At 62.7% G+C, this 23,000-nt stretch carries 21 protein-coding genes; 14 read left to right on the forward strand and 7 right to left on the reverse strand.

The window, feature by feature from the left end; genetic code table 11:
• Positions 1–32: 32 nt before the first annotated feature.
• Together DSM104443_RS14125 and DSM104443_RS14130 are read right to left on the reverse strand one after the other, a co-directional pair.
• The gene (locus DSM104443_RS14125; protein ID WP_246232252.1) at positions 33–965 is read right to left on the reverse strand and encodes a Gfo/Idh/MocA family protein; all 933 of its coding nucleotides are present in this window, start codon (positions 963–965) and stop codon (positions 33–35) included.
• Positions 966–1,048: 83 nt separating this feature from the next.
• A complete protein-coding gene (locus DSM104443_RS14130; RefSeq protein WP_171093283.1) occupies positions 1,049–2,131 on the reverse strand; it encodes a CgeB family protein in 1,083 nt (360 codons plus the stop codon).
• Between the two features lie 113 nt (positions 2,132–2,244).
• On the opposite strand from DSM104443_RS14130, the gene DSM104443_RS14135 reads away from it, so the two are divergent.
• The 7 genes from DSM104443_RS14135 to DSM104443_RS14165 all read left to right on the forward strand — a co-directional run bounded on the left by DSM104443_RS14135 (position 2,245) and on the right by DSM104443_RS14165 (position 9,321).
• Positions 2,245–3,072, forward strand: a complete 828-nt coding sequence (locus DSM104443_RS14135; RefSeq protein ID WP_246232256.1) for an ABC transporter permease — start codon at positions 2,245–2,247, stop codon at positions 3,070–3,072.
• Complete coding sequence (locus DSM104443_RS14140; RefSeq protein WP_171093285.1) at positions 3,069–4,325, forward strand: ABC transporter ATP-binding protein; 1,257 nt, start codon at positions 3,069–3,071, stop codon at positions 4,323–4,325. Before DSM104443_RS14135 ends, DSM104443_RS14140 begins: the two co-directional genes overlap by 4 nt.
• A 136-nt stretch (positions 4,326–4,461) precedes the next feature.
• Positions 4,462–5,178, forward strand: coding sequence for an FkbM family methyltransferase (locus DSM104443_RS14145; RefSeq protein ID WP_171093287.1), 717 nt, complete (start codon positions 4,462–4,464; stop codon positions 5,176–5,178).
• 102 nt (positions 5,179–5,280) lie between these two features.
• Entirely contained in the window at positions 5,281–6,525 is a 1,245-nt protein-coding gene (locus DSM104443_RS22195) for a glycosyltransferase (RefSeq protein ID WP_425509632.1), read from the forward strand.
• Complete coding sequence (locus DSM104443_RS14155) at positions 6,522–7,457, forward strand: class I SAM-dependent methyltransferase (protein ID WP_171093291.1); 936 nt, start codon at positions 6,522–6,524, stop codon at positions 7,455–7,457. The genes DSM104443_RS22195 and DSM104443_RS14155 overlap by 4 nt, the downstream gene beginning before the upstream one ends.
• A gap of 293 nt (positions 7,458–7,750) precedes the next feature.
• Positions 7,751–8,317 (forward strand): hypothetical protein, encoded by a 567-nt coding sequence (locus DSM104443_RS14160; protein ID WP_171093293.1) that lies wholly within the window; start codon positions 7,751–7,753, stop codon positions 8,315–8,317.
• Entirely contained in the window at positions 8,317–9,321 is a 1,005-nt protein-coding gene (locus tag DSM104443_RS14165) for an aldo/keto reductase (protein ID WP_171093295.1), read from the forward strand. Before DSM104443_RS14160 ends, DSM104443_RS14165 begins: the two co-directional genes overlap by 1 nt.
• Here the strand turns inward: DSM104443_RS14165 and DSM104443_RS14170 are convergent.
• Entirely contained in the window at positions 9,285–10,427 is a 1,143-nt protein-coding gene (locus DSM104443_RS14170) for a glycosyltransferase (RefSeq protein WP_171093297.1), read from the reverse strand. The genes DSM104443_RS14165 and DSM104443_RS14170 overlap by 37 nt on opposite strands.
• Entirely contained in the window at positions 10,424–11,566 is a 1,143-nt protein-coding gene (locus DSM104443_RS14175) for a glycosyltransferase family 2 protein (protein WP_171093299.1), read from the reverse strand. The genes DSM104443_RS14170 and DSM104443_RS14175 overlap by 4 nt, the downstream gene beginning before the upstream one ends.
• A gap of 62 nt (positions 11,567–11,628) precedes the next feature.
• Between DSM104443_RS14175 and DSM104443_RS14180 the strand changes: the two genes are divergently transcribed.
• From DSM104443_RS14180 to DSM104443_RS14195, 4 genes are read left to right on the forward strand one after another with little or no spacing between them, the layout of a single operon-like run.
• Positions 11,629–13,113 carry a hypothetical protein gene (locus DSM104443_RS14180; protein WP_171093301.1) on the forward strand — a complete coding sequence of 495 codons (1,485 nt, stop codon included), beginning with the start codon at positions 11,629–11,631 and terminating at the stop codon, positions 13,111–13,113.
• On the forward strand, positions 13,114–13,968 hold the full coding sequence (locus tag DSM104443_RS14185) for a glycosyltransferase family 2 protein (protein ID WP_171093303.1): 855 nt from the start codon (positions 13,114–13,116) through the stop codon (positions 13,966–13,968).
• Positions 13,961–14,959 (forward strand): UDP-glucose 4-epimerase GalE, encoded by a 999-nt coding sequence (gene galE / locus DSM104443_RS14190; RefSeq protein ID WP_171093305.1) that lies wholly within the window; start codon positions 13,961–13,963, stop codon positions 14,957–14,959. The genes DSM104443_RS14185 and galE overlap by 8 nt, the downstream gene beginning before the upstream one ends.
• A complete protein-coding gene (locus DSM104443_RS14195; RefSeq protein ID WP_171093307.1) occupies positions 14,956–16,701 on the forward strand; it encodes a carbamoyltransferase family protein in 1,746 nt (581 codons plus the stop codon). Before galE ends, DSM104443_RS14195 begins: the two co-directional genes overlap by 4 nt.
• On the opposite strand, the gene DSM104443_RS14200 is transcribed toward DSM104443_RS14195, so the two are convergent.
• The gene (locus DSM104443_RS14200; protein WP_171093309.1) at positions 16,688–17,698 is read right to left on the reverse strand and encodes a GDP-L-fucose synthase family protein; all 1,011 of its coding nucleotides are present in this window, start codon (positions 17,696–17,698) and stop codon (positions 16,688–16,690) included. The two genes, DSM104443_RS14195 and DSM104443_RS14200, sit on opposite strands and share 14 nt — an antisense overlap.
• A complete protein-coding gene (gmd, locus tag DSM104443_RS14205) occupies positions 17,667–18,758 on the reverse strand; it encodes a GDP-mannose 4,6-dehydratase (protein WP_171093311.1) in 1,092 nt (363 codons plus the stop codon). The genes DSM104443_RS14200 and gmd overlap by 32 nt, the downstream gene beginning before the upstream one ends.
• Positions 18,759–18,911: 153 nt before the next feature.
• Between gmd and DSM104443_RS14210 the strand changes: the two genes are divergently transcribed.
• The 3 genes from DSM104443_RS14210 to DSM104443_RS14220 are packed head-to-tail and all read left to right on the forward strand — an operon-like array spanning position 18,912 to position 22,253.
• A complete protein-coding gene (locus DSM104443_RS14210; protein WP_171093312.1) occupies positions 18,912–19,904 on the forward strand; it encodes an MraY family glycosyltransferase in 993 nt (330 codons plus the stop codon).
• The gene (locus DSM104443_RS14215; protein WP_212756684.1) at positions 19,901–20,374 is read left to right on the forward strand and encodes a low molecular weight protein-tyrosine-phosphatase; all 474 of its coding nucleotides are present in this window, start codon (positions 19,901–19,903) and stop codon (positions 20,372–20,374) included. Before DSM104443_RS14210 ends, DSM104443_RS14215 begins: the two co-directional genes overlap by 4 nt.
• A 34-nt stretch (positions 20,375–20,408) precedes the next feature.
• Positions 20,409–22,253, forward strand: a complete 1,845-nt coding sequence (locus tag DSM104443_RS14220) for a PQQ-dependent sugar dehydrogenase (RefSeq protein ID WP_171093314.1) — start codon at positions 20,409–20,411, stop codon at positions 22,251–22,253.
• Here the strand turns inward: DSM104443_RS14220 and rlmB are convergent.
• The gene (gene rlmB, locus DSM104443_RS14225) at positions 22,250–22,999 is read right to left on the reverse strand and encodes a 23S rRNA (guanosine(2251)-2'-O)-methyltransferase RlmB (protein WP_212757200.1); all 750 of its coding nucleotides are present in this window, start codon (positions 22,997–22,999) and stop codon (positions 22,250–22,252) included. The two genes, DSM104443_RS14220 and rlmB, sit on opposite strands and share 4 nt — an antisense overlap.
• Position 23,000 lies beyond the last annotated feature (1 nt).

Here is a 23,000-nt window from a genome sequence, read left to right on the forward strand (position 1 = left end):
TGACTGCTGGCACCGATGATCCCGATTCGCATTCAGTCGCGTCCCATGGATCCGTAGATCTGTTCTAGCCAGTGGGTGGTCAGCACGCTTGACTGGGCGAGCGTGAGGTTGTGACGTCCGGTGGAAAGCGACTCAAGGTAACGTGTCCAGAATACAAAAAACGCTTCGACGATCGTTGTCGGCGCGTCGTCAGGGACACTCGACTGGTCCAGTTCGAACCGGGCAGCGACGCCTCCTTTCACGGCCACAGAGATTGTCGCGTCATGCGACAGGCCACACCGAATCACTGCCCGCTCGAAGTGCAACTCCAAACCAGTCCCCAGATTGCGCAGACAAGATATCTCGGAATTCACGGCAACCTTCGCAGACGGCGTGACGATCTCGGAGACGATTTTCGAGTCGTAGTCGACTCCCAGTCGGTGAAGGCTCTTCACGTGAAGCACTTCCACGGCTGTTGCACCAGTAAAGACGAGAATCTGATCGAGTGAGTGGACCGCACTCTCGATGGTTACTCCACGACCTTCCGACGACCGAGGTGTCCCGACATCTGCGCCGCCCTTGAGGTGAAATGCCCCGTACCGGAAATTGATCTCCTCGAGCGCCCCAAAAACACCGGACTCAATAACCGACGCAAGCGTAGCGACAATACGGTGGTAGCGACGCTGATAGCCGACCGCCAAACTATTGGACGGAAACAACTTGCAGTACCGCTGGTGCTCTGCGACCGTCGTCGCGAAGGGCTTTTCAACGTACATCGCCTTGCCCTTCGCCGCACACATCTCGATGTACCCACTCCTGGACGCGTAGGGCACCGCAAGAACGCACAAGTCGATCTCGTCCAGCGCCTTGTCGAGCGCGGATTCCGTGGCAGTATCTACGCCATACATGGAGCTGAGCAGCTTGCTTCGTTCTCTGTTCCTGTCATATACCCAACTGACGGCGACGCCGCCGATGCTCTTCAGCACGGGAAGATGGCTGTACTCCACGATTTCTCCAGCGCCAATGATTCCAACACGAACCCTCTCTCTCGCCCGCGTGGGTGACGAAGTCATGTTGAAATCGCCTCTTTCTCGCTGCCGTCCAAGCCCAACAGGCGCAGGATCTCTTGCGCGCGATGAATGTACGTATGGTCGCGAGTGACAAGATCGTGCGCCACGTCAGCAATACGCGACCGCAGGGAGGAATCCGCTATGAGCTCGCGAGCCATGGCGGGCAGACTGTCGACCGAATCAAAGTAGAAGGCCGCATGGCCTTCGCCAAAGATGTTCGCCATTTCTGGACAAGAAGAGTTCAACGCCACTCCTCCCGATGCCGGGATCTCGAAGAACCTCATGTTCGCCGCGGGAAATGTCGTCGGATCGATCGGATTGAGGCAAAGCTTCGAGCATCGAATTGCCTTAGCAAATGCTTCTGCGTAGAGCGGTTTTCCTTGGAAGTACGTCGACACCAGGCCCTTGTCTCGCGCGTGCCGCCGCCATGAGTTCGGCTCGCCCCAGACCTTTACGGAAAGACCCGCGCGAACCAGGGCCGCAATAGCCGCTTCTCGCTCGGGGCGATGGTTGCCGATAAAGCAAACATCGCTCTGCAATTCCCTTCGCTCCGGGTCCGCTATCGAAACCTCCCGGGAGAACTGCATCGTATCTGCTGCAAATGGCACCCACGCAACGCTTCTTGCACCCAATCGGAGAAACTCCGGGATGGTGGATCGACTGTAGGTGGCCACCAGGTCATAAGCCGGCAATGCCTCGATTGTGTGCCGCCAGAGATTGAGCAGTGAATCCGGCCACAACAGGACCACCTGTGCATGAGGAACGCTGATGCGAAGCTGGGACAAAGCCCCTGCACGGATCGGTGCGTTGCCACTAACCAGGACAACATCCGGCTGCTCCTGGGCGAGCGCGAGGATCATCTCCCTGTTGGCTTTGTGCGTCCATGCATCGACCGGCAAAAAGCTCACCGCATAGCGACCGAATCGACCGAACTTCGTGTGCCTTCGAAGGGCTGCGTGAGGATCCCAGCACACGACCGTGCAGCCCATGGACCTGTACGCGCGCACGTAGGATCCGAGCAGGCCCGGCTCATTTTCGCCGACCAACGCGGCGATCTTAAGGTCATGCAAGCGACGCTTCACGCGAACATTCCGCTATCATTTGCCCTAGCCAAGGCTAGGGACTTCGCCTTCCACGAACGGCTTTGAATCACTGATCCAACCCCTTTCCGGGTGAGGCAATTTTGAATTCCAATGTGCGCGAAATCGAACAGCTGGTTATCGTGCCCGGTCGTGCAGAGCGCCGCTACTGGCGCGACCTTTGGCGCTACCGGGAGTTATTTCTCTTCCTAGCGTGGCGCGACATTCTCGTTCGGTACAAGCAGACCGTCATTGGAATCGCCTGGGCAGTCCTTCGTCCCGTGTTGATAATGCTTGTGTTCACGCTTGTCTTCGGCGTTCTCGGCAAGTTTCCTTCTGATGGGGTTCCATATCCGATCCTCGTATATTGCGCAATCCTGCCTTGGCAATTCTTCTCAAGCGCCCTCTCGGAGGCAAGCAATAGCCTAATCGGCAATTCCAACCTGATCTCGAAGGTCTATTTCCCCCGGCTCATCATTCCTGCCGCGTCGATCATAACGAGCTTTGTGGATTTCCTGATCGCCTGTCTGGTTCTGGCCGGCCTCATGGCCTGGTATGGCTATTGGCCGGATTGGCGCGTTGTATGGCTTCCCGCATTCGTGCTCCTGGCCTTGGCAGCAACGATGGGATGCGGGTTCTGGCTCACGGCACTGAACGTGAAGTACAGGGACTTTCGGTACATCGTCCCCTTCATCGTCCAGTTCGGCCTGTACGTCTCCCCCGTGGGTTTCACGAGCTCCGTGGTACCCGACGAATGGCGCTTGCTGTATTCCCTGAATCCGATGGTCGGGATCATCGACGGCTTCCGATGGTCACTATTGGGTGGCAAGTTCCCATTGCACGTTCCCGGTCTTCTGCTTTCTGCCGCACTCTCCCTGGCGATCCTCATTCTGGGCATTCGCTATTTTCGCAGGACCGAGCGCAGCTTTGCAGACGTCATATGAAGGACACGTCAGCCGCCATCCGCGTAGAAGGCCTTTCGAAGAGTTATCAAATTGGCCGTCGGAAGCGCGAATCGTACGTTGCGCTGCGAGACGTGATCGCCATGCGTGCCGCTCGAGTGTGGTCACTGCTTCGTGGCCGTGCAGATCCGAACGAAGCGCAAGGAGACCAGTCCCAGGAATTCTGGGCCCTTAAAGACGTGTCGTTCGACGTTGCCCCGGGCGAGGTATGTGGGATCGTCGGTCGCAACGGCGCGGGAAAATCGACGTTGCTCAAGATTCTCAGCCGAATAACGGAGCCTACCGAGGGACGGATCGAACTCAACGGTCGAGTCGTTAGCTTGCTCGAGGTCGGAACGGGATTCCATCCTGAGCTCACCGGGCGAGAGAACATTTATCTGAATGGGGCGATTCTCGGGATGGCCCGCTCCGAGATCAAAAGGAAATTTGACGAGATAGTCGATTTTGCGGAGGTCGAGAGGTTTCTTGACACGCCCGTAAAGCGATATTCGTCGGGAATGTATGTGCGACTGGCCTTCTCGGTGGCGGCACATCTGGACCCGGAAATACTCATCGTGGACGAAGTGCTGGCGGTCGGGGATGCCGAGTTTCAGCGCAAGTGTCTGGGCAAGATGAAGGCCGTCGCGAAGTCCGAGCAGCGCACGGTCCTTTTCGTCAGCCACAACATGGCCGCCATCGAGACGCTGTGCACACGAGCAATCTTTCTTCGCCACGGCAAGGTAGCGGGAATAGGCCCCGTGGGGGATCAGATCCAGGCCTATCTTGGCGAGATGTCTCGTCGCGAGGGCGCACAAAACTTCGCTTCTTACCGGGTGTCGCCGACACTGACGCTGACCGAACTCACATTCACGCCCAATCCGATCGAGTCCGGCACGACGCTGCGCTTCGCCATGAGCTTCTCTTCGCTGGAATCCGCGAGACTCACCGAACTCTCGATCCTCGTGTACTCGGCTCTCGGCACGCGCGTAGCCATAGTCGATCTACGCAGCACCCGCATCGACTATCGGATCACTCCGGACACGCCGACGCGAATCCAGGGTGCCATTGACACACTTCCACTTGTCGAAGGGGAGTATTCAATCGGCCTGTACATGAGTTGTGGCAGTTTCAGGGGAGATATCTACGATCTCACCTCACTGTCCATCGTCCGAACTGCCAACAGCACGGAGTTTCCGCCGTACGCCCCGCACGATCGGGGTTTGGTCGAACTGTCGTACGAGTTCGACATTGGCTGACAACTTGACGAAATGGGAAGGGGACGGCCTGGGCGCAAGGCTGTTCTTGGCGTACGTCCGATCAGTGCCCGGACACCCCGCCAAGCTGCGCCTTCTTGGCATGCTCTCGCGAGGTCTCTTTCCTGGAGGCCTTCCCGTGCGCGACGGGTACGGCGTACGGCTGCTGGTAAATCCAAACGACTACATCGGACACGTGCTGACCCACACGGGCGAGTTCGAGGCACGCACGATCTCGCTTGCGCGGCAGATCATGTCCAAGGGCGGGACGTTTCTGGACGTCGGCGCCAACCTGGGGATTTTTACATGTTGCCTGGGAGCCCTTCCGGGCGTGAAGTGCATCGCGGTTGATGCTTCCGCACAAGCGTTTACTCAGTTGATGCGAAACGTGCGTCGCAATTCGGGTGTTGCTGCTGCTGCCATCAATGTCGCCCTGGGGACAAGCAGAGGCCTTGTGCACCTCAGTACACCGGATGAAGGCAATCTTGGGACCACGCGCGTTGACCGATTGCAACAGGACAACGCAGGGCTCACACACCTCGTCGCAACCGTATCTCTGGACGAGATCCTGTCCGACCTGAACGTTGGCCCCATTAGACTTATGAAGATCGATGTCGAGGGCTATGAGCTCGAAGTATTTCGAGGAATGAAGTTCTCTGCGCCCTATCGCCCCGAAAACATCATCGTCGAGCATGAGGTTCGCGTCGCAAGTCCCGATGATCTCCGGTCTTGCTACGACCTGCTTTCCAGCCACGGCTACGTTCCGTTTACCGTCCTCGGCGAGCGATTTGAGGCGCCTCAGCATTTGCCGGAACAGAACCTGTGGTGGCGCCATTCGTCAGTGATCGCCAGTTAGGCCGTGAAGGTCATTCACGTACCTTATTCGTACTACCCGGATCCAGCGGGGGGAACCGAGATCTACGTCGAGGGACTCACGCGCTCTCTATCGACGCTTGGAGTGGAATCGGTAGTTTGCGCACCAGGACCTGCGGCAGCGAAATACGAGTACCAGGGCATTCGTACGCACCGCTTCATCGGGAACACCATTTCGGCCGATGCGGGGTACAACTACGGCGACGGTGACATGGGCGCAGCACGGGCTTTCGACTCCATTCTCGAGTTCGAGAAGCCAGACTTGGTACACCTTCACTCCTATTCGATCGCCGTTTCCAGTCTCCTGGCTCACGGAGTGAAGTCAAAGTCCATTCCCTTGGTCTACACCTACCATACGCCGACCACGACGTGTCAGCGCGGGACGCTGCTGCGCTGGGGCAACGTCGCATGCGACGGTGTCATGCGCACCACTCGCTGCACAGCTTGCAGCCTCGCCGGACTCGGCGTTCCTAGAGTGCTCGCAGAAACCGTCGCGCATGTTCCACCGGCGCTTGGCGACTTGCTGGGTTCGAGGGGACTTACGGGTGGGGCCTGGACTGCGTTGCGCATGCGAGATCTCACATCGAAGCGCCAGCGCGCGGTACGGTCGTTCTTACAGTGCGCGGATCGAATCGTCGCGCCATCAAACTGGGTTGCACGACTCCTGGAGGACAACGGCGTCCCTATCGAGCAAATGGTTGTATGTCGGCAAGGTCTGGCGGATGGCGTCGCAATCTCGCCAAGTCGATCCCGAAGAACGGAGAGTAGTGGTTCTCTTAGAGTCGCGTTTTTCGGGCGCCTCGATCCTACCAAGGGAATTCATGTCCTCCTGGATGCGCTCGCTCGGGTGCCAAAGCTACCGATGTCGCTCGACATCTATGGAGTCAGGATGGCTGTGGGCGATGATCCGTACTACGCGTCGATCGCGAACAGCGTCGCCCAGGATTCGCGCGTCCGGTTGCTTCCCCCCATTGAGAACCAGGCGATGATAGAGACAATCGCGCTGTATGACGTCCTGGCGGTCCCCTCTCAAGGCTTGGAGACCGGACCACTTGTCGTATTGGAGGCTTTCGCTGCCGGCGTGCCCGTATTGGGTTCCGACCTCGGGGGTATCACCGAAAGGGTTCGTGCCGACGTCGATGGATTGCTGATACCTCCTTCTGACGCAACCGCATGGAGCAATGCTCTCGCACGGCTGATATCCGATCGAGGCCTATTGAAACGACTGAGGGAAGGAATCGTTTCTCCGCCACGCATGCGGGACGTTGCCCAGGAAATGCACCGGGTCTACATTGAGCTCCTCGCCCAGAAGGCTCGACACACTGCATGAGCTCCGGAAAAGCACCCTTGCGTTCATACGGCGACGTTGGCGCGCTGCGTACGCGATTGGTGAACTACGTTCGACTCGTCGAGGGCGCGCAGCGGTCCATTGCTGAACTGCCCGAATACGTAGGCAGGATCGTCGAGGAATGCCGCGCGCTCGAACGACTCGCCGAAGGCCACTTGCCGGGGAAGGCGGTGGGACTCCGCATGCTTGAGATTGGCGCGGGGCAACTCCCCCGGCAACTGACGTATTTCGCGCGCCGCAATCAGGTGACCGGAATCGACCTCGACCGTGTGGCGCCGGATGAGGGTTGGTCACAGTACGCCGAGATGTGGCGGCGCAACGGACCCGGCCGAGTCGTGAAGACACTGGGTCGCAAGGCGCTTGGCTTCGACCGCCGACTGATGCGCGAGCTCCATCGCCAGCTCGGCTGCGTCCACGCCCCGGAGTTCGCGCGCATGCAGATGGACGCAGCCAAGATGACCTTCGACGACGGGATGTTCGACCTCGTCTACTCGGTGGATGTCTTCGAGCACTTGCCCGAACCGGAGCGCGTTATCGACGAGACGATTCGCGTGCTCAAGCCTGGCGGCGTCGCAGCGATCAGCCTCCTGCCGTATACCGCGGAGTCCGGCCCCCACGACCTTCGGACGCACGGTGGCCCGCGTCACGGACTCGCATACTGGGCTCACTTGCGGCCCGCCTACGCCGCCGACGTGCAGCCCAGCGTCTACGTGAATCAACTCTCCACTGCAGACTGGATCGCACTCATCGAACGCAAGCTCCCCGGAGCGACCTTCGAGCGTTCGCGACCGTTCAATCACGAAGAGCTCCTCCCCGCGCTCCAGGCGTTGCGCGCCACAGGTGAACTCTCGGCATATTCGGACGACGATCTCCTTGGCTATCGCTGGCGCTTCTGCTGGCGAAAGCCCACCTGACGATGAGTGGCTTCGGAAGATTCCTCTGGGACGGTCTGCGTCGCAGGCGCCTGAGCGAAACGTCCTCTTACGTCCTCGGTCGATTCCACCTGATCCGCCGCGCCTACGGTCTGGGCATGGGCTTGCGCCAGGGAGGTGCAGTCCGAACCCAAGGCGACGACGGCACCTCACTTTTCGCACCCTTGCCGATCGCCAGCGCGGTCCGGCAACTTGGCGACACGGCACTCTTCCCCGGCCTCCAACTCCCCACTGCAACAGTCGAAGCGCTAGGCGCATACGCGCGATCCAGCACGTTGCGGCGCAACGCCCACAGCACGATGTTCCAGTACGACCAGGTGCGCGACGGACGGCTTCCCAATGGAGAATCCGCTGTGATCGCGGTGGTGGTCGGAGCGGATCAGCACCCGCTGGTACTGCAAATCGCGAACGACCCACAGGTCCGCGAGATCGTTCGCCGCTACCTCGGCTACGCCCCTCCGCGACTCAACATCCGCCTGCTTTGGAGCTTCGTCACGAGCGTACCGGATGCGGAGCGCATCGCCGCCGCACAGACGATCGACTATCACTTCGACGTCCAGAGCTACAACTTCATCTATGCGAACTACTACCTGAGCGACGTCGACACGCGCTCCGGCGCGCACGCCATGATCCTCGCGAGCCACCGCAAGAAGCCGCTACCGTGGCTGCTCGGCTCGGTGCGCCAGGGAAGGGATGCCGTGCTCGAACGCTACGGCGCCGACAGCGAGGTCGTGATCCAGGGTCCAGCAGGCTTCGGATTCATCCAGGACGCCTCCTGCTATCACAAGGCCATTGCGCCGGTAGATCGCGAGCGCCTGATGCTGCAGATCCGCTACTACTGATGCGCTACGTCCCATTCGGGGGAACGGGCATCGTCGTTTCCGCGCTCGGCTTCGGCTGCGGGCCCATGGGCAGCCGCTTCGGCGTCCGCGAAAGCCGGCGCGCGCTCGACGCTGCATTCGACGACGGGATAACGACCTTCGACACCGCGCGGTCATACGGCTACGGGGATGCCGAAGGGATCCTGGGGCGCTTCCTCGAGGGCAAGCGCGACCGCGTGATTGTCTCGACGAAGTTCGGCATTCGCGCATCCCCAAGTACGCCGGTGAAGCGCTTCGCCAAAGCCGTGGCCCGCCAGGTGTTCAAGGTGATTCCGGGTGCGAGGAAGCTCGCGACACCGGCGGTCCGATCGCAAATGGGCGCCCAGTTCTCCAGCCATGGATTCTCCGTCGCCGAGATGACGTCGAGCGTGGAGCGCAGTCTCGCAGAGCTGCGAACGGACTACATCGACGTGCTGTTCCTCCACTCCTGCGCACCGAACGTGGCGCTCGACGATGAGCTCTTCGCCGCCTTGGACGAGCTAGTTCGGAAAGGCAAGGTGCGCTGCATCGGCGTCGCGTCGAGTGCGGCCGCCATCGCCGAGATGCTTCGGGTACGGCCCCAGCAGGTGCGAGCCCTGCAATTCCTGCAGAACCTCTCCGCGCAGGCCGATGCCCGCACGATCGCTGCATTGCCTGGGGCGGCCGGCTCGGGGCGGATGGCGCACCAGCCGTTCGGCGGGCCCGAAGGAGTTGCTCGGCTTCGGGAAGCCCTCGAGCCCATGCGAATCGATTCGCGACTATCCACGCCCTTGCGAGAAAAGCTGGCCAGCGCCGACCCGCGATTGCTGGCAGATCTCGCCCTCAACAGCGTTGTTCGTAACACCGGCGTGGACGTCGCAGTGTGCGCGATGTACACGGTGGACCACATCCGGACGAATGCGGGAGTGGTTCGCGAAAGCCGCTTCTCGGATGCCGAGATCGGAGAGGTTCAGGCGTACTTCGCCGGGGCCATGAGCGACTCGTAGAGGTCGAGCGTGTCCCGCGCGACACGTTTCCAGGAAAACTCCGACTCCACCCACTGTCGCGCACGAACGCCCATCTCCGCCCGGGGCAGGGCGGCAACGCGGCGGATCGCATCGGCCAGCGAATCCGCATCGTTCGCAACCCAGAGCCCGCACCCTACTTCCTCGAGCCGTCCCCAGGGTGTCCCGCGGCTCGCGATGACAGGCAGGCCATGTGCGAGAGCCTCGGTCACCACGATGCCGAAGTTCTCGCTGTGGGAGGGGACGACGACGACGTCGGCCGCATGGAACAGCGCCTGCTTCGCATCCCCCCTCACGTCGCCTACGAATCGAACCGAGTCGGACAAGCCGAGCTCGATCGATCGGGCCTGGAGCTGCGACCGGTAGGCGGCTTCGCCGTCGCCGCCGAGGACGAGGGACCATCGCAGTGTGGAATCGCTGTTCAACTTAGCGCACGCATCAAGCAGGTTCTCGATACCCTTGATCGGATGCAACCGTCCCAGATAGAGCAGCCTCAGCACCGGTGAGTCCTCTTTCACGTGCGGCGCCGGAATGTCCACTCCGTTGGGAATCACGGCGGCCTTCACACCCGGAAACCGTGCGAGGCTTTGCCGGGCTTCGTCTTCCGACGTGACATGCAGCGCCAGGCGGCCGGGGGCAACGCTCCTGCATGCGCCATCCCAGGCGTTCTTCGTCCGGGCTCGCGTCGTTCCTTCCCAGCGCTGGAACCCTCCCCGCGGCGACCACACCAGCGGCTTGCCGAGTGCACGGCACGCGATCAGCGTCGGGAACGTCGTGAAGTTGTAAGCCGCAGTGAGGTGCACGACGTCGGCCCAGCGCAGGAGCTCCGGCAGGTTTCCCACGAGCGTAGGCGACACGGCATGCACGGCAATGCGATGGCAGTAGCGGACTCGGAACCGCGGGGCGAGCTCGACCTCGCGCGATGTGTCGACTTCCAGCGTCCGTTCCCGCCCATTGGCGTCCGTCGTGAGCACGCGAACTTCCCCGCCCGCATCCGCCAACGCCTCGCATAATCGCAACGCCGAGTAGGTCGGCCCGCCGTAAATGTGCGCGGGATGGAACGCAGGGCTGACCTGGGCGATCTTCACCCGGTCACGAGGTGCTGCCGCCTGCGCCGCACCCAGGTCGAGAGCCGGTGGCGGAACCGGTTGAAAAGGCCTGCTGGAATCGTGAGACCGCAGAACGTGACGGCGAGGTAGAGCGTCCAGAGATAAGCGCGGTCGCGCAAGCGCAGCTTGTACTCGCGGAGCTGGTGCCCAGGCCAAAGATCGCGGGCCACGCCCCACGCCATGCCCCAGTTCGCGAGCTGCCGGTACTCGAAGAGCCAGAAAGGATAGGTGATCGTCAGAAGTTGCGAGTAGATGCGTCGAATGAGGTTGGAACGCTGCGCGTCGTCGAGATAGGGCGAGATCGCGTCAATGGTCACGCGGGCGACCGAATCAAGACCCGTGTGCTTGTGCTTGAACGAAAGCGGGGCATTCGCGTAGCGCACGCGGTAGGTCTCGGGAACGAGCTTGCCGTCGAGGCGGATGTGGTCCAACACCGCCACCACGTCAACTCCGGCGAGACGCCCTCCTGCGGCAAGGATGCGACTGGCGAGGAAGATCTGAATATAGATCGAGCGGTCCCAGCGGTCGGTGTCGTGGCGCGCCGCGGCTTCCCGCTTGAAAACGAGCCCGCTGGTGAAGCTGAATGAGCGGAAGTAGTGCGCGGCAGCGGCAGGCCCCTGGCCGAGGATGGACGTGCTGAAAGCCCGCTGCGTCACGGCCTGTGTGTGCCAATCCTGATAGTTCGTGATGCACATGTCGGGCATCTCGAGCGATACGAGCGCCGCCATCAGGCGGGTCAAGACATCCGGAGACGCGAGTGCATCATCGTTGCCGAGCATGAAGACGTACTTGCCGCGCGCGTTGTTCAGGCAATAGCGGACGTTGCCGTCATATCCGAGATTTACCGATTGGGCGACGTACCGGAACGGCACGGGCGAGGCGGAAAGGAATCCGGGGATCACTTGGTTGGAATCGTCCGACGAGCAGTCGTCCGAAACCAGGATCTCGAAGTCGCGGCAATCCTGCGCGAACGCGTGGCGGAGATTGACCTCGAGGAACTCACGGCGCTTGTAGTTCGGGATCGCCAGTGTAAAAAATGGCTCGCTGTGCCCGGGAGCTTCCCGTGACGCGAGAAGCTCCGCTACTGGGGGCGTGGGTGCAGCCGAAGAGGGAGACACTGTGGGACAATCACCGTTGGGGCCTGCAGGGATTGTATCGGCAACCGGCCCCCTGATGAATCATGACGACGACATTGACCTTGGCCGCCAAGCGCCAGCAGGCCTTCGAGCGCGGCTTCTGGCTTCTCGCGATCGGCGTGCTGGCGATCGAGCTCTGGTATGTGCCCGACTCCTCGTCGGGCGCCGTGGCCGCCTCCTTGGCAATCAGTATCGCGGGCTTGGTTCCGACTTGGCTCTGGATCCAGGATGGCGGGGCGGATATCCCGATTTTCCCGATCTACGGACTTACCTTCCTCATGACCTACGCGTTGCCAATGCTGGGCGGGCAAGCGTATCTCGACTCGGTGAGTGAGACGACCAAGATCAGCGTGGGCGGCATTCTTGCCTTTGGCCTTGCCGCCGGAACGATCACTTGGTACTGGTTCCGGCGCGGTCCTCTGCCAAAGCCTGGGGATTCCACGCTCCAGCTTCCGATCAATCGGATGAGGAATTTGCTCCTCGCGGCCGCGGTTCTGAACATGTTTTTCCTGTTCGGAACTACGGGGCAATGGTGGTGGTGGGTGCCTTCGGAGGTGCTCGGAGTCTTCCGCGCGTTTATCACCAGCCTCTACGTCTTGTCGGTCTTTGTGCACTTCCATGACATTGGCGCAGGAAAGCTGCGGGGGCCGCAGGCATACGCCTTTATCGTCGTTTTCACGCTCGCGGAGATGGCGAGCAGTGCAAGCCTGCTCCTGGTTGGCTCGATGTTGCAGGTCTTGATCGGCATTACAGCCTACTCACTTGGGCGCGGACGCGTTCCAGTCAAGATCTTGGTCGCTGCCCTCCTGGCTTTTTCCCTCCTGCACGCGGGCAAGAGCGAGATGCGCGACAAGCACTGGTTCGGGACAACCGACTACGAACCTCAGCCAACAGAGTACGTGGGCTTGTATGCGGAGTGGATCGGATATGGACTGGAAGCATTCACGGACGACGGCACTACACAGAGCCGCGAACAGCTTTCGCTTCGCGAGAGGGCCGGGCTTGCCTATCTCTTCCTGATGGTCTACGAGATGTCGCCGGATCGCACGCCGTATCTGTTCGGTGCGAGCTATGAGCCAATCCCGCGCCTGCTCGTACCACGTTTCATCAATCCGGAGCGAATGTCGACCCACGAGGGCACCGTCATCTTGAACGTGCACCACGGTCTTCAAACTCGAGAAACGGCCATGACCGCGACCATCGCCTGGGACCTGATTGGGGAAGCGCAGGCCAACTTCGGACTGATTGGCGTTGTCGCCGCATTCATGATCCTCGGTTGGTTCTACGCCCGCGTGGAGCGTTGGTCGCGCGGCCACGAGATCTTCTCCTTTAGGGTACTGGCGTCTCTGGTCATCCTGTCGCTTTGCGTACAGGTTGGCATCACCTTGGCGGTGTACGTGACCGCCCTCTTCCAGGCCATGGTCGCCCTGGTGACCCTCGCGTTCGTCGCGATGGAGCGCCGTCAGATCCGCGACCTGCTCGCCAACGTCACCGCAGCCCGGCTTTCAAGACGCAAGGGGTCGATCTGATTGGAGACCGACGCATCGCAATCCCCGGCTGGCGTTTCCGCGATGATCTTCACGCTGAACGAAGAAATCCATCTCCCGGGCTGCCTCCAAAGCCTCTCCTGGTGCGATGACGTGATCGTCGTCGACTCGGGCAGCACCGACCGCACAACCGCCATCACCTCCGACTCGGGAGCGCGCTTGTTCGTGCACCCCTTCACCGGCTTCGGGGACCAGCGCAATTGGGCGCTCGACAACACGTCGCCGAAGCATCCGTGGATCCTCATCCTCGATGCGGACGAACGTGTCCCCCCGCCGCTGGCCGAAGAACTGAAGCGCGTCTCGCACACCACACCTGCGTCGATCGACGCATACCGAGTCAAGCGGCGCTTCCATATGTGGGGACGATGGTTGCAGCACAGCAGCCTCTATCCGACGTGGGTCGTGCGCCTGGTCCGCCTGGGGCACGTCCGCTACGTGAATCGCGGACACGCGGAAACGCAGGTCGTCGACGGTGCGACCGCCGACCTGGAATTCGACCTCATCGATGAGAACTTGAAGGGCATCGACGAGTGGTTCGAGCGCCAGAACCGCTACTCGACCAAGGATGCGGAACACGAGATCGCGGCGGAGCGCGCATCCCCGTCGTGGAGCGGCCTCGTCAACGGCGACCCGCTGGTGCGGCGAGCCGCCCTGAAGGGCATCGCCATGCGAATGCCGGGGCGTCCTCTCCTCTACTTCATCTATGCCTATGTGCTTCGCGGCGGGTTCCGCGACGGCCGCGACGGATTCGTCTTCTGCATGATGCGCGCGCTGTACCAGGGCATGGTGGTTGCGAAGAAGCACGATATTCGTCGAAGGGCGGTGGCCGGTGGCTGATTCGGTTCTCGTTGTGGGTGGCGCGGGCTACATCGGCTCGCACATGGTGAAGCTCCTCGCGAGCACGGGACACGAGGTCGTGGTCTTCGACGACCTCTCGACCGGCCATCGCGACGCGATCGCCAGCTCCGTCCTCGTGGAAGGAGACCTCCGCGATCCCGTCGCGATCACGAAGGCGTTAGCCCTGCGAAAATTCTCGAGCGTCCTTCACTTCGCCGCGAAGTGCTACGTCGGTGAATCGGTGCAGGATCCCGCCAAGTACTACGGCAACAACGTGTTGGGCACGGCGAACCTTCTCGAGGCGATGCGCACGAACGGCGTCGGAAAACTTGTCTTTTCGTCGTCGTGCAGCACTTATGGCGATCCCGTGATGACCCCGATGACGGAAGAGCATCCGCAAGATCCCGTGAATCCGTACGGCGCCACCAAGCTCATGGGCGAACGCGCCATGAAGGACTACGGGCGCGCCTACGGGTTGCGCACAGTGGCTCTCCGCTATTTCAACGCGTCGGGGCTCGACGCCGACGGCACGCTCGGCGAACGCCACGACCCCGAAACGCACCTGATCCCGCTCGTGCTTCGCGAGGCGCTGCGGCTGCGCGCGGGCGGCGCTCGCGATGCGACGCAACTGCAGGTCTTCGGCGACGACTTCGACACGCCGGATGGAACGTGCATCCGCGACTATGTTCACGTATCCGACCTGTGCGCCGCGCACCTTCTCGCCATGCGCCGGCTCGACGCTCCAGGTCGCGCGTTCGAGGCGTTCAACCTCGGCTCGGAAAAGGGAAGCTCGGTCCTCGACGTCATCGAGTGCTGTCGCCGGATCACCGGCCAGGACATCGGCTACAAGATGGCCGGCCGCCGCGCCGGCGACCCCGCTCGCCTGATCGCGAGCTCGGAACGCGCGCGAAGGGACCTCGGGTGGAGTCCCCGCTATGCCGATCTTCCCGAGATCGTTTCCACGGCCTGGCGCTGGTTCTCCCGCACATGAATATCCTCGGACTGAATGCCTATCATGGCGACGCATCGGCGTGCCTGCTGCGCGACGGCAAGCTCGTGGCCGCCGCCGAGGAGGAGAGGTTCCGCCGCATCAAGCACTGGGCCGGATTTCCGAGCCAGGCCATCGCCTGGTGCCTCAAGGATGCCGGGCTCTCTCTGTCCGACATCGACCATGTCGCGATCAATCAGGACTCGGGCGCGAACCTCTGGCGCAAGCTGGCGTTCACGCTCAAGCAACGGCCGGACATCTCGCTTGTCCTCGATCGCCTGAAGAACAAGCGCAAGCGGACGGGCGTTGCAGAAGAGCTCTCGACCTCGCTGGGCCAACCTTTCAAGGGTGAAGTCCACTACGTCGAGCACCACCACGCCCACTTGGGATCGGCATTCCTGGTCTCGCCGTTCCCCGAGGCCGTTGCCGTATCGGTCGATGGATTCGGCGACTTCGCCAGCGCGGCATGGGGAATCGGCCGCGGCGACCAGGTCGAGGTCGACGACAAGGTCTACTTCCCGCATTCGCTGGGGATCTTCTACGAATCGATTACCCAGTTCATCGGGTTTCCGCACTACGGCGATGAATACAAGGTCATGGGCCTGGCGCCCTACGGTGAACCGAAGTACTTGCCGGAAATGCGACGCATCGTCCGCCTCCAGGACGACGGACGCTTCGAACTGAATCTCGACTACTTCCGCCATCACCGTGAGAAGGTCGAATACGAGTGGGACAACGGCCAGCCCATCGTGGGCTCGCTCTTCTCCGATGCGCTGATCGAACTGCTCGGGAGCGCGCGAGGCAAGGACGATCCCCTCGAACAGCGCCACAAGGACATCGCCCGCTCCGCGCAAGCCATGTACGAGGAAGCGTTCTTCCACCTCGTCACCCGCCTCCACGAGAAGTATCACGTCGACGCGCTCGCGCTGGCCGGCGGATGCGCGATGAACTCCGTCGCCAACGGCAAGGTGCTTCGCAATTCACCGTACAAGAAGCTCTACGTGCAGGCTGCGGCCGGCGACGCGGGCGGTGCACTGGGCGCGGCGCTCATTACGCATCGGCAGCAAGCAGGAGGCTCGTCTGCGCGATCGACGATGGATCACGCCTTCTGGGGCCCACACTTCAGCGACGAGGAGATCGGAGCGTTGGTCACGCGCCGCAGCACGGAAATCGCGGGAGCGGGTTGCACGATCGAGCAGCTCACCGACGAGCAAGTGCTCGTCGATCGCGCTGCCGCATGCGCTGCGCGGGGCGACGTCCTCGGCTGGTTCCAGGGGCGCATGGAGTGGGGCCCCCGCGCGCTGGGCAATCGGTCGATCGTCTGCGATCCGCGGCGCGCGGACATGAAGGACATCCTCAACCAGAAGATCAAGCGCCGGGAATCGTTTCGCCCCTTCGCTCCCTCGATCCTTCGGGAAGCGACCGCCGAATGGTTCGAGACCGACGATGACGTGCCCTTCATGATGCAGGTCTACCAGATCCGCGCCGAGAAGCGAGGCCAGATCCCGGCCGTCACGCACGTCGACGGATCGGGTCGGCTCCAGACAGTCACCCGTGCCGCCAATCCGCGCTACTACGCGCTGATCGAAAGCTTCAGGGCTTTGACGGGCGTTCCGATGGTCCTAAACACGTCGTTCAACGAAAACGAGCCCGTCGTGTGCAGGCCGGAAGAAGCGCTCGATTGCTTCCTGCGGACCCGCATGGATACCCTCGTGATGGGCACCTGGGTACTTACCCGGTCGTAGCCGGAGCCTGGCGAAGGAAGTCCTGGTAGGCGAGGCGGATTCCTTCCGCCAGCGGCGTGCGCGGCTCCCAACCCAGCGACCGGATCCGGCTCACGTCCAGCAACTTTCGCGGCGTGCCATCCGGCTTCGACGTGTCCCACGTGACGGAACCGCGGTAGCCGACGACCTCGCAGACCAACGCCGTCAGCTCCGCGATCGTGAGGTCGTTGCCGGTTCCGATGTTGACCATCGGCAGGCCCGCGCTCGGGAACAGGCTCGCGAGCCGGGCCCAACTTGCTTCCATCATGTCCACGCAGGCTGCGGCGAGATCGTCCGAAAGCAGCAGCTCCCGGCGCGGCTTCCCCGTTCCCCATGCCACGAGGTGGGGCAGCTCTTTCACCTTCGACTCGTGCGCCTTGCGGATCAGCGCGGGGAGCACATGGGACGTTTGCAGATCGTAGTTGTCGCCGGGCCCGAACAGGTTGGTGGGCATCGCGCACGCGTACTCGGTTCCATGCTGGCGGTTGTACGCGGCGCACATCTCGATGCCGGCGATCTTCGCGATGGCGTACGCGCGGTTGGTCGCCTCCAGCGGACCCGTCAGGAGGTACTCCTCCTTGATGGGCTGAGGGCAATCGCGGGGGTAAATGCAGCTCGATCCCAGGAACAGCAGGCGCTTGACGTTCGCCTGCCAGCTTGCATGGATGACATTGGCCTCGATCGCGACGTTCTCGTAGATGAAATCGGCCGGTGCCGTGCTGTTGGCGACGATGCCTCCGACCTTCGCAGCGGCGAGCACGACATGGTCGGGCCGCTCGGTCTCGAAGAAGGTCCGCACATCGTCCTGGCGCAAGAGGTCCAGCTGAGCGTGAGTGCGGAGGACGAGATTGCGGTATCCCCGTTTCTCGAGGGCGCGCACAACGGCCGAGCCCACCATTCCCCGGTGGCCGGCCACGAAGATCCGCGCGTCCTTCCGGACGCCGCCGTCACTCCCGGTGGCTGAAGTGCTTGTAGCCATGCTTGGTGATCAGCGCGTCGCGCTCCGCATCCGCGAGATCCGAGGTGACCATCTCCGCGACGAGTTCCTTGAACGTCGTCCGCGGCTTCCAACCGAGCACCTCGCGAGCCTTCGTCGCATCGCCGAGTAGCGACTCGACCTCCGTGGGTCGAAAGTAACGGGCATCGACGCACACGCGCTTCACGCCCTTGTCATCGACCGCGAGCTCATCCTTGCCCTCGCCCGACCAACGCAGCGTCATGCCGAGTTGCTCGGCCGCCGCATTCACGAAATCTCGAACGCTGTACTGCTCGCCGGTGGCGATCACGAAATCGTCGGGCTTCTCCTGCTGCAGCATCAGCCACTGGGCTTCGACGTAGTCGCGCGCATGCCCCCAATCCCGCTTCGCATCCAGGTTTCCCAGATACAAGCATTCCTCGAGGCCGAGCTTGATGCGAACGAGCGCGCGCGTGATCTTCCGCGTCACGAACGTCTCGCCACGCACCGGAGATTCATGGTTGAAGAGAATGCCGTTGCACGCAAAGATGCCGTAGGCCTCACGGTAGTTGACCGTGATCCAGTACGAATAGACCTTGGCCACCGCATACGGAGAGCGCGGATAGAACGGAGTGGTCTCGCGTTGCGGGACCTCCTGCACCAGCCCGTACATCTCCGAGCTCGAGGCCTGGTAGAACCGCGTCTTCTTCTCCAGGCCGAGGATACGAATCCCTTCAAGGATCCGCAGCGCGCCCAGCGCATCCGAGTTGGCCGTGTATTCCGGCTCTTCGAAGCTCACCGCGACGTGGCTCTGCGCACCGAGGTTGTAGATCTCGTCCGGCTGCACCTGCTGGATCACGCGGATCAAGCTCATCGAATCCGTGAGGTCGCCGTGATGCAGGAAGAAGCGAACGCCCTTGTGGTGGCGATCCTGGTAGAGGTGATCGATCCGATCCGTATTGAAGAGCGAAGTGCGGCGCTTGATGCCGTGCACGACGTAGCCCTTCGCGAGGAGAAACTCGGCGAGGTATGCCCCGTCCTGGCCGGTGATCCCGGTGATGAGCGCCACTTTCTGGGAGGGCACGATGGTTCTTCTGCTCGTTGGTCGCGGTGTGACCGGATTCTAACCCGACACGTATACTTCCAAGGAAACAAGGCGTCAGGGAAACGGAACACGATGGTGGAGGCTTCACAACAACCATGGTTGTCGATCATCGCGGCAGTGATCATTTCGGCCGTGGGCACCCTGCTCTTCTCGCAACTCGCTCCGTCGCTGGGATTGGTTGACCATCCCGGCGGCCGCAAGGCGCACTTGCGGGCGGTTCCGCTGGTGGGAGGTCTCGCGATCTTCATCGCACTGATCGGCACCGCCTGGTTCACGGGGATCGCGCGTCCGGCCGCCCCCTTCCTGGTAGCAATCACTCTCGTCGCCGCGGTCGGAGTCTGGGATGACTTCGCCGAGGTTTCCCCGCGCGTAAAGCTTGCCATCCAGATCGCCGCCGCCTGCCTGATGATCTGGGGCGCCGGCGTCGAGCTCCGCAGCGTGGGCGACCTCCTGGGATGGCGATCCATCGGGCTTTCTGCCTTCGCCATTCCGATGACGGTCTTCGCCGTCGTCGGTGTCATCAACGCCGTCAACATGATGGATGGCATGGATGGCCTGGGAGGATCGATCGCGGTCATCGCACTCGCCTGGTATGCCGCCGTCGCCGTGACCTCGGGATTGACCCTTCAGTGGGAGACGGCCCTCATCCTGGCGGGCGCGATCGCGGGCTTCCTGCTCTTCAATCTCCGCTTTCCGTGGCAGCCGCATGCGCGCGTATTCCTCGGCGACGCCGGCAGCCTGATGATCGGCTTCGCCCTCGGATGGTTCGCGATCGATCTCACGCAAGGTCCGGGGCGCACGTTTCCGCCGATCGCGGCTCTCTGGGTCATCGTCCTTCCGCTCGCCGATTGCGTTTCCCTCATGACGCGGCGCCTCCGGGCGCGGCGCAGCCCCTTCGAGGCCGATCGGCAACACATTCATCACTACCTGCTGTCGCGCGGGTTCACTCATTCCCAGACACTGGGCATCCTCGTGCTCTTGTCCAGCGCGTTCGGAGCCGTGGGCTACTTCGGTTGGAGAATGGGCGTTCCGGAGCCGGTGCTCTTCTGGCCCTTCTTCTTCGGATACTTTGCCTACCATTTCTGGATCACGCGGGAATGGAAACGGCTTGAAGCCGCCACGTGATTCGCTCCATCCTGTTCGTCTGCACCGCCAACATTTGCCGATCCCCCACGGCTGAAGGCGTGCTGCGGAAGCTTCTGACGACTGCCGGCTTGGCGGACAGCGTCGCCATCGCATCCGCCGGCACGCACGACTATCACCTCGGCAAGCCGACATTCCCTCTCGCCATGGAAGTCGCCAAGCGCCGGGGGTACGACATCACAAGCCACGTCGCTCGTCAGCTCAAGGGAAACGACTTCGACGAGTACGACCTCATCCTCGCGATGGACGCTTCGCACCTCCGTTCGCTCAGGTCTATCGCACCAACGCGCTGCAAGCAGAAGATCGAGCTCTTCCTGGAGTACGGCGACAAATTCCACGGCAAGGACGTGCCGGACCCGTACGGTGGAAAGCCCGAGGCGTTCGAACTCGCAATCGACATGATCGAAGACGGTTGCCGCGGGCTTGCGGACCTACTGGTTCGCGTTCGTTAGGGAATCTTCCTGACTCTGGCCTGTCAACGCAGGCATGAAAACATCCGCGCGCCTGGGCTTCGCCGCCCTGCTCCTCTTCGCGACCGGCCTCACCGCCGCCGCCCCCCTCGTCACACCGCGCCTCGTCGCTGAAGGCCTCACCCAGCCCGTCGCCATCGCGCACCCCGGCGACGGAACGGGACGCCTCTTCATCGTCGAGAAAGTCGGGCGCATCCAGATCTTGCAAAACGGCGCTGTACTTCCTACTCCATTCCTGGACATCAGCCCGCGCGTGAGCACGTCGGGCGAGCGCGGCCTTCTGGGCCTGGCGTTCGATCCGAACTACGAGAACAACGGCCGCTTCTTCGTTTACTACGCGCGCATCGAGGATGGGGCGCTGCGCGTCTCCAGCTTCACCAACCGGCCGGGCGTGCCCAACCAGGCCGATCCGGATTCCGAGCAATCGCTGCTCACGATCGCGCATCCGGGAGCCGACAACCACAACGGCGGCCAGCTCGCCTTCGGCCCGGATGGCTTCCTTTATATCGGCACGGGCGACGGCGGCGGCAGCGGCGATCCGAACAACAACGCCCAGTCGGACGGCAGCCTGCTCGGCAAGATCCTCCGCCTCGACGTGACGCGCGCCCAGGCCTCCCCGGAGATCTGGGCCAAGGGCCTGCGCAATCCCTGGCGCTTCAGCTTCGACCGCGGCACGGGCGACCTCTACATCGGCGACGTGGGCCAGAACCGCTTCGAGGAGGTGAACTACGCCGCGGCCGGAACCGGCAACGGCCGCAACTACGGCTGGCGCGTCATCGAGGGGAACGCCTGCTTCAACCCGCCCACGAGCTGCTTCCTGGCCGGGGCCACGGGCCCGGTCCTCACGTACGGCCACGACATGGGCCAGTCGATCACCGGCGGGTACGTCTACCGGGGCTTCAAGAGCCGCGACCTCTACGGCTACTACATCTACGGCGATTTCGTGAGCAACCGCATCTGGGCGGCGCGCCAGACCCAAGGCGGCTGGGTGACCGAGCAGATCATCGGCCCCGGCGCGGGTCCCGACGGCATCAGCAGCTTCGGCGAGGACGAGGCCGGCGAGCTCTACGTCGCGAGCTACAACACCGGGCGCCTCTACGCGCTGGAAGGCTCGGCCACGGCGCGCTTCCAGCAGGGCACGATCTCCGGGCTGTGGTGGAACCCCGCCGAGTCCGGCTGGGGCGTGCAGTTCACCCACCGCGGCGACGTGGTCTTCGCGACGATCTACAACTACGGTCCGGACGGGCAGCCCAAGTGGTACATCGCTTCGGATTGCCACCGGGTGCCGGCATCCGCCGCCGTGCCGCTGCAGTGCTCCGGGGATCTCTACGAGGTCCAGGGCCCGCGCTACTTCGGCGTGCCGTTCGATCCGTCGGCCGTGCATTCCACCGCCGTCGGCCGGATCAACGTCAAGGCGTTCGATACCGAGCACGTGCAGCTGGTGTTCAACGTCGGCAGCATCACCCGCGACGTGGCACTGCAGCGCAACGTGTTCCGCGATCGTGCCGTGGCGTTGCAGACGGACTACACCGACCTCTACTACAACTCGGCGGAGCCCGGCTGGGGCGTCACGATCTCGAACCAGGGCGATGTCTTCTTCGTCGCCTGGTACGTGTATGACGAAACCGGCCACCCGCAGTGGTTCATCGCCTCGTCGTGCAACGTGACGGGTAACGGCTGCGCGGGCACGCTCTACAAGGTGACCGGCCCGCCGCTCGCGTCGAACTTCGACACCTCGCAGGTCGTGAGCACGCCCGTGGGCAACATCACGCTCGCGTTCGACAACGCGAACGACGCGACCCTGAGCTACACGGTGAACGGCGTCTCGGGAACGAAGCGCATCTCGCGCTTCGAGTTCTAGGCCGGCTTCGCCTTCTTGCGCCCGGCAGCCATGCGCTGCCGGTGCGCCTCGTACAGGCACACGCCGCTCGCCACGGAGACGTTCAGGCTCTCCACCGTCCCGTTCATGGGGATGGAGACCAGGCTGTCGCAGGTCTCGGCGGTGAGCCTTCTGAGGCCCTCGCCCTCCGCACCCAGCACGATGCCGAGCGCGCCTTCCAGCTTCGAGTCGTAGATCGAGGCGCCGGCCTCGTCGTCCGTGCCCACGAGCCAGATGCCGCGGTCCTTCAAGTCGCGCATGGTGCGCGCGAGGTTGGTCACCACGATGTAGGGCACGGTCTCCGAGGCCCCCGACGAGACCTTGATGGCCGCCATCGTGAGCCCGACGGCGCGATCCTTCGGCGCGATGACGGCGTGGGCACCGACCCCGTCGGCCACGCGCAAGCAGGCCCCGAGGTTGTGCGGGTCCGTTACGCCGTCCAGCAAGAGGAGCAGCGGCGGATCCTGGAGATCCTCCAGCACATCCTCGATGAACTGCGGCATGTGGAGATCCTCGGCCTGGGCGACCACGCCCTGGTGGCGCGTGCCGCCGCTCATGCCGTCGAGGCGCTTGGCATCGACCGTGAGGACCCGGACGCCCACCTTCTCGGCCAGCGCCCGCAGCTCCTTCGCGCGGGCGTCCTTCCGTTCGGCATCCATGAAAATCTCGCGGACGCTCTCCGGCTTCACCCGGAGGCGGCTCTTCACGGCGTGGAACCCGGCCAGCATC

The sequence above is a fragment of the Usitatibacter rugosus genome (genome assembly GCF_013003965.1).
Classification (GTDB): Bacteria; Pseudomonadota; Gammaproteobacteria; order Burkholderiales; family Usitatibacteraceae; genus Usitatibacter; species Usitatibacter rugosus.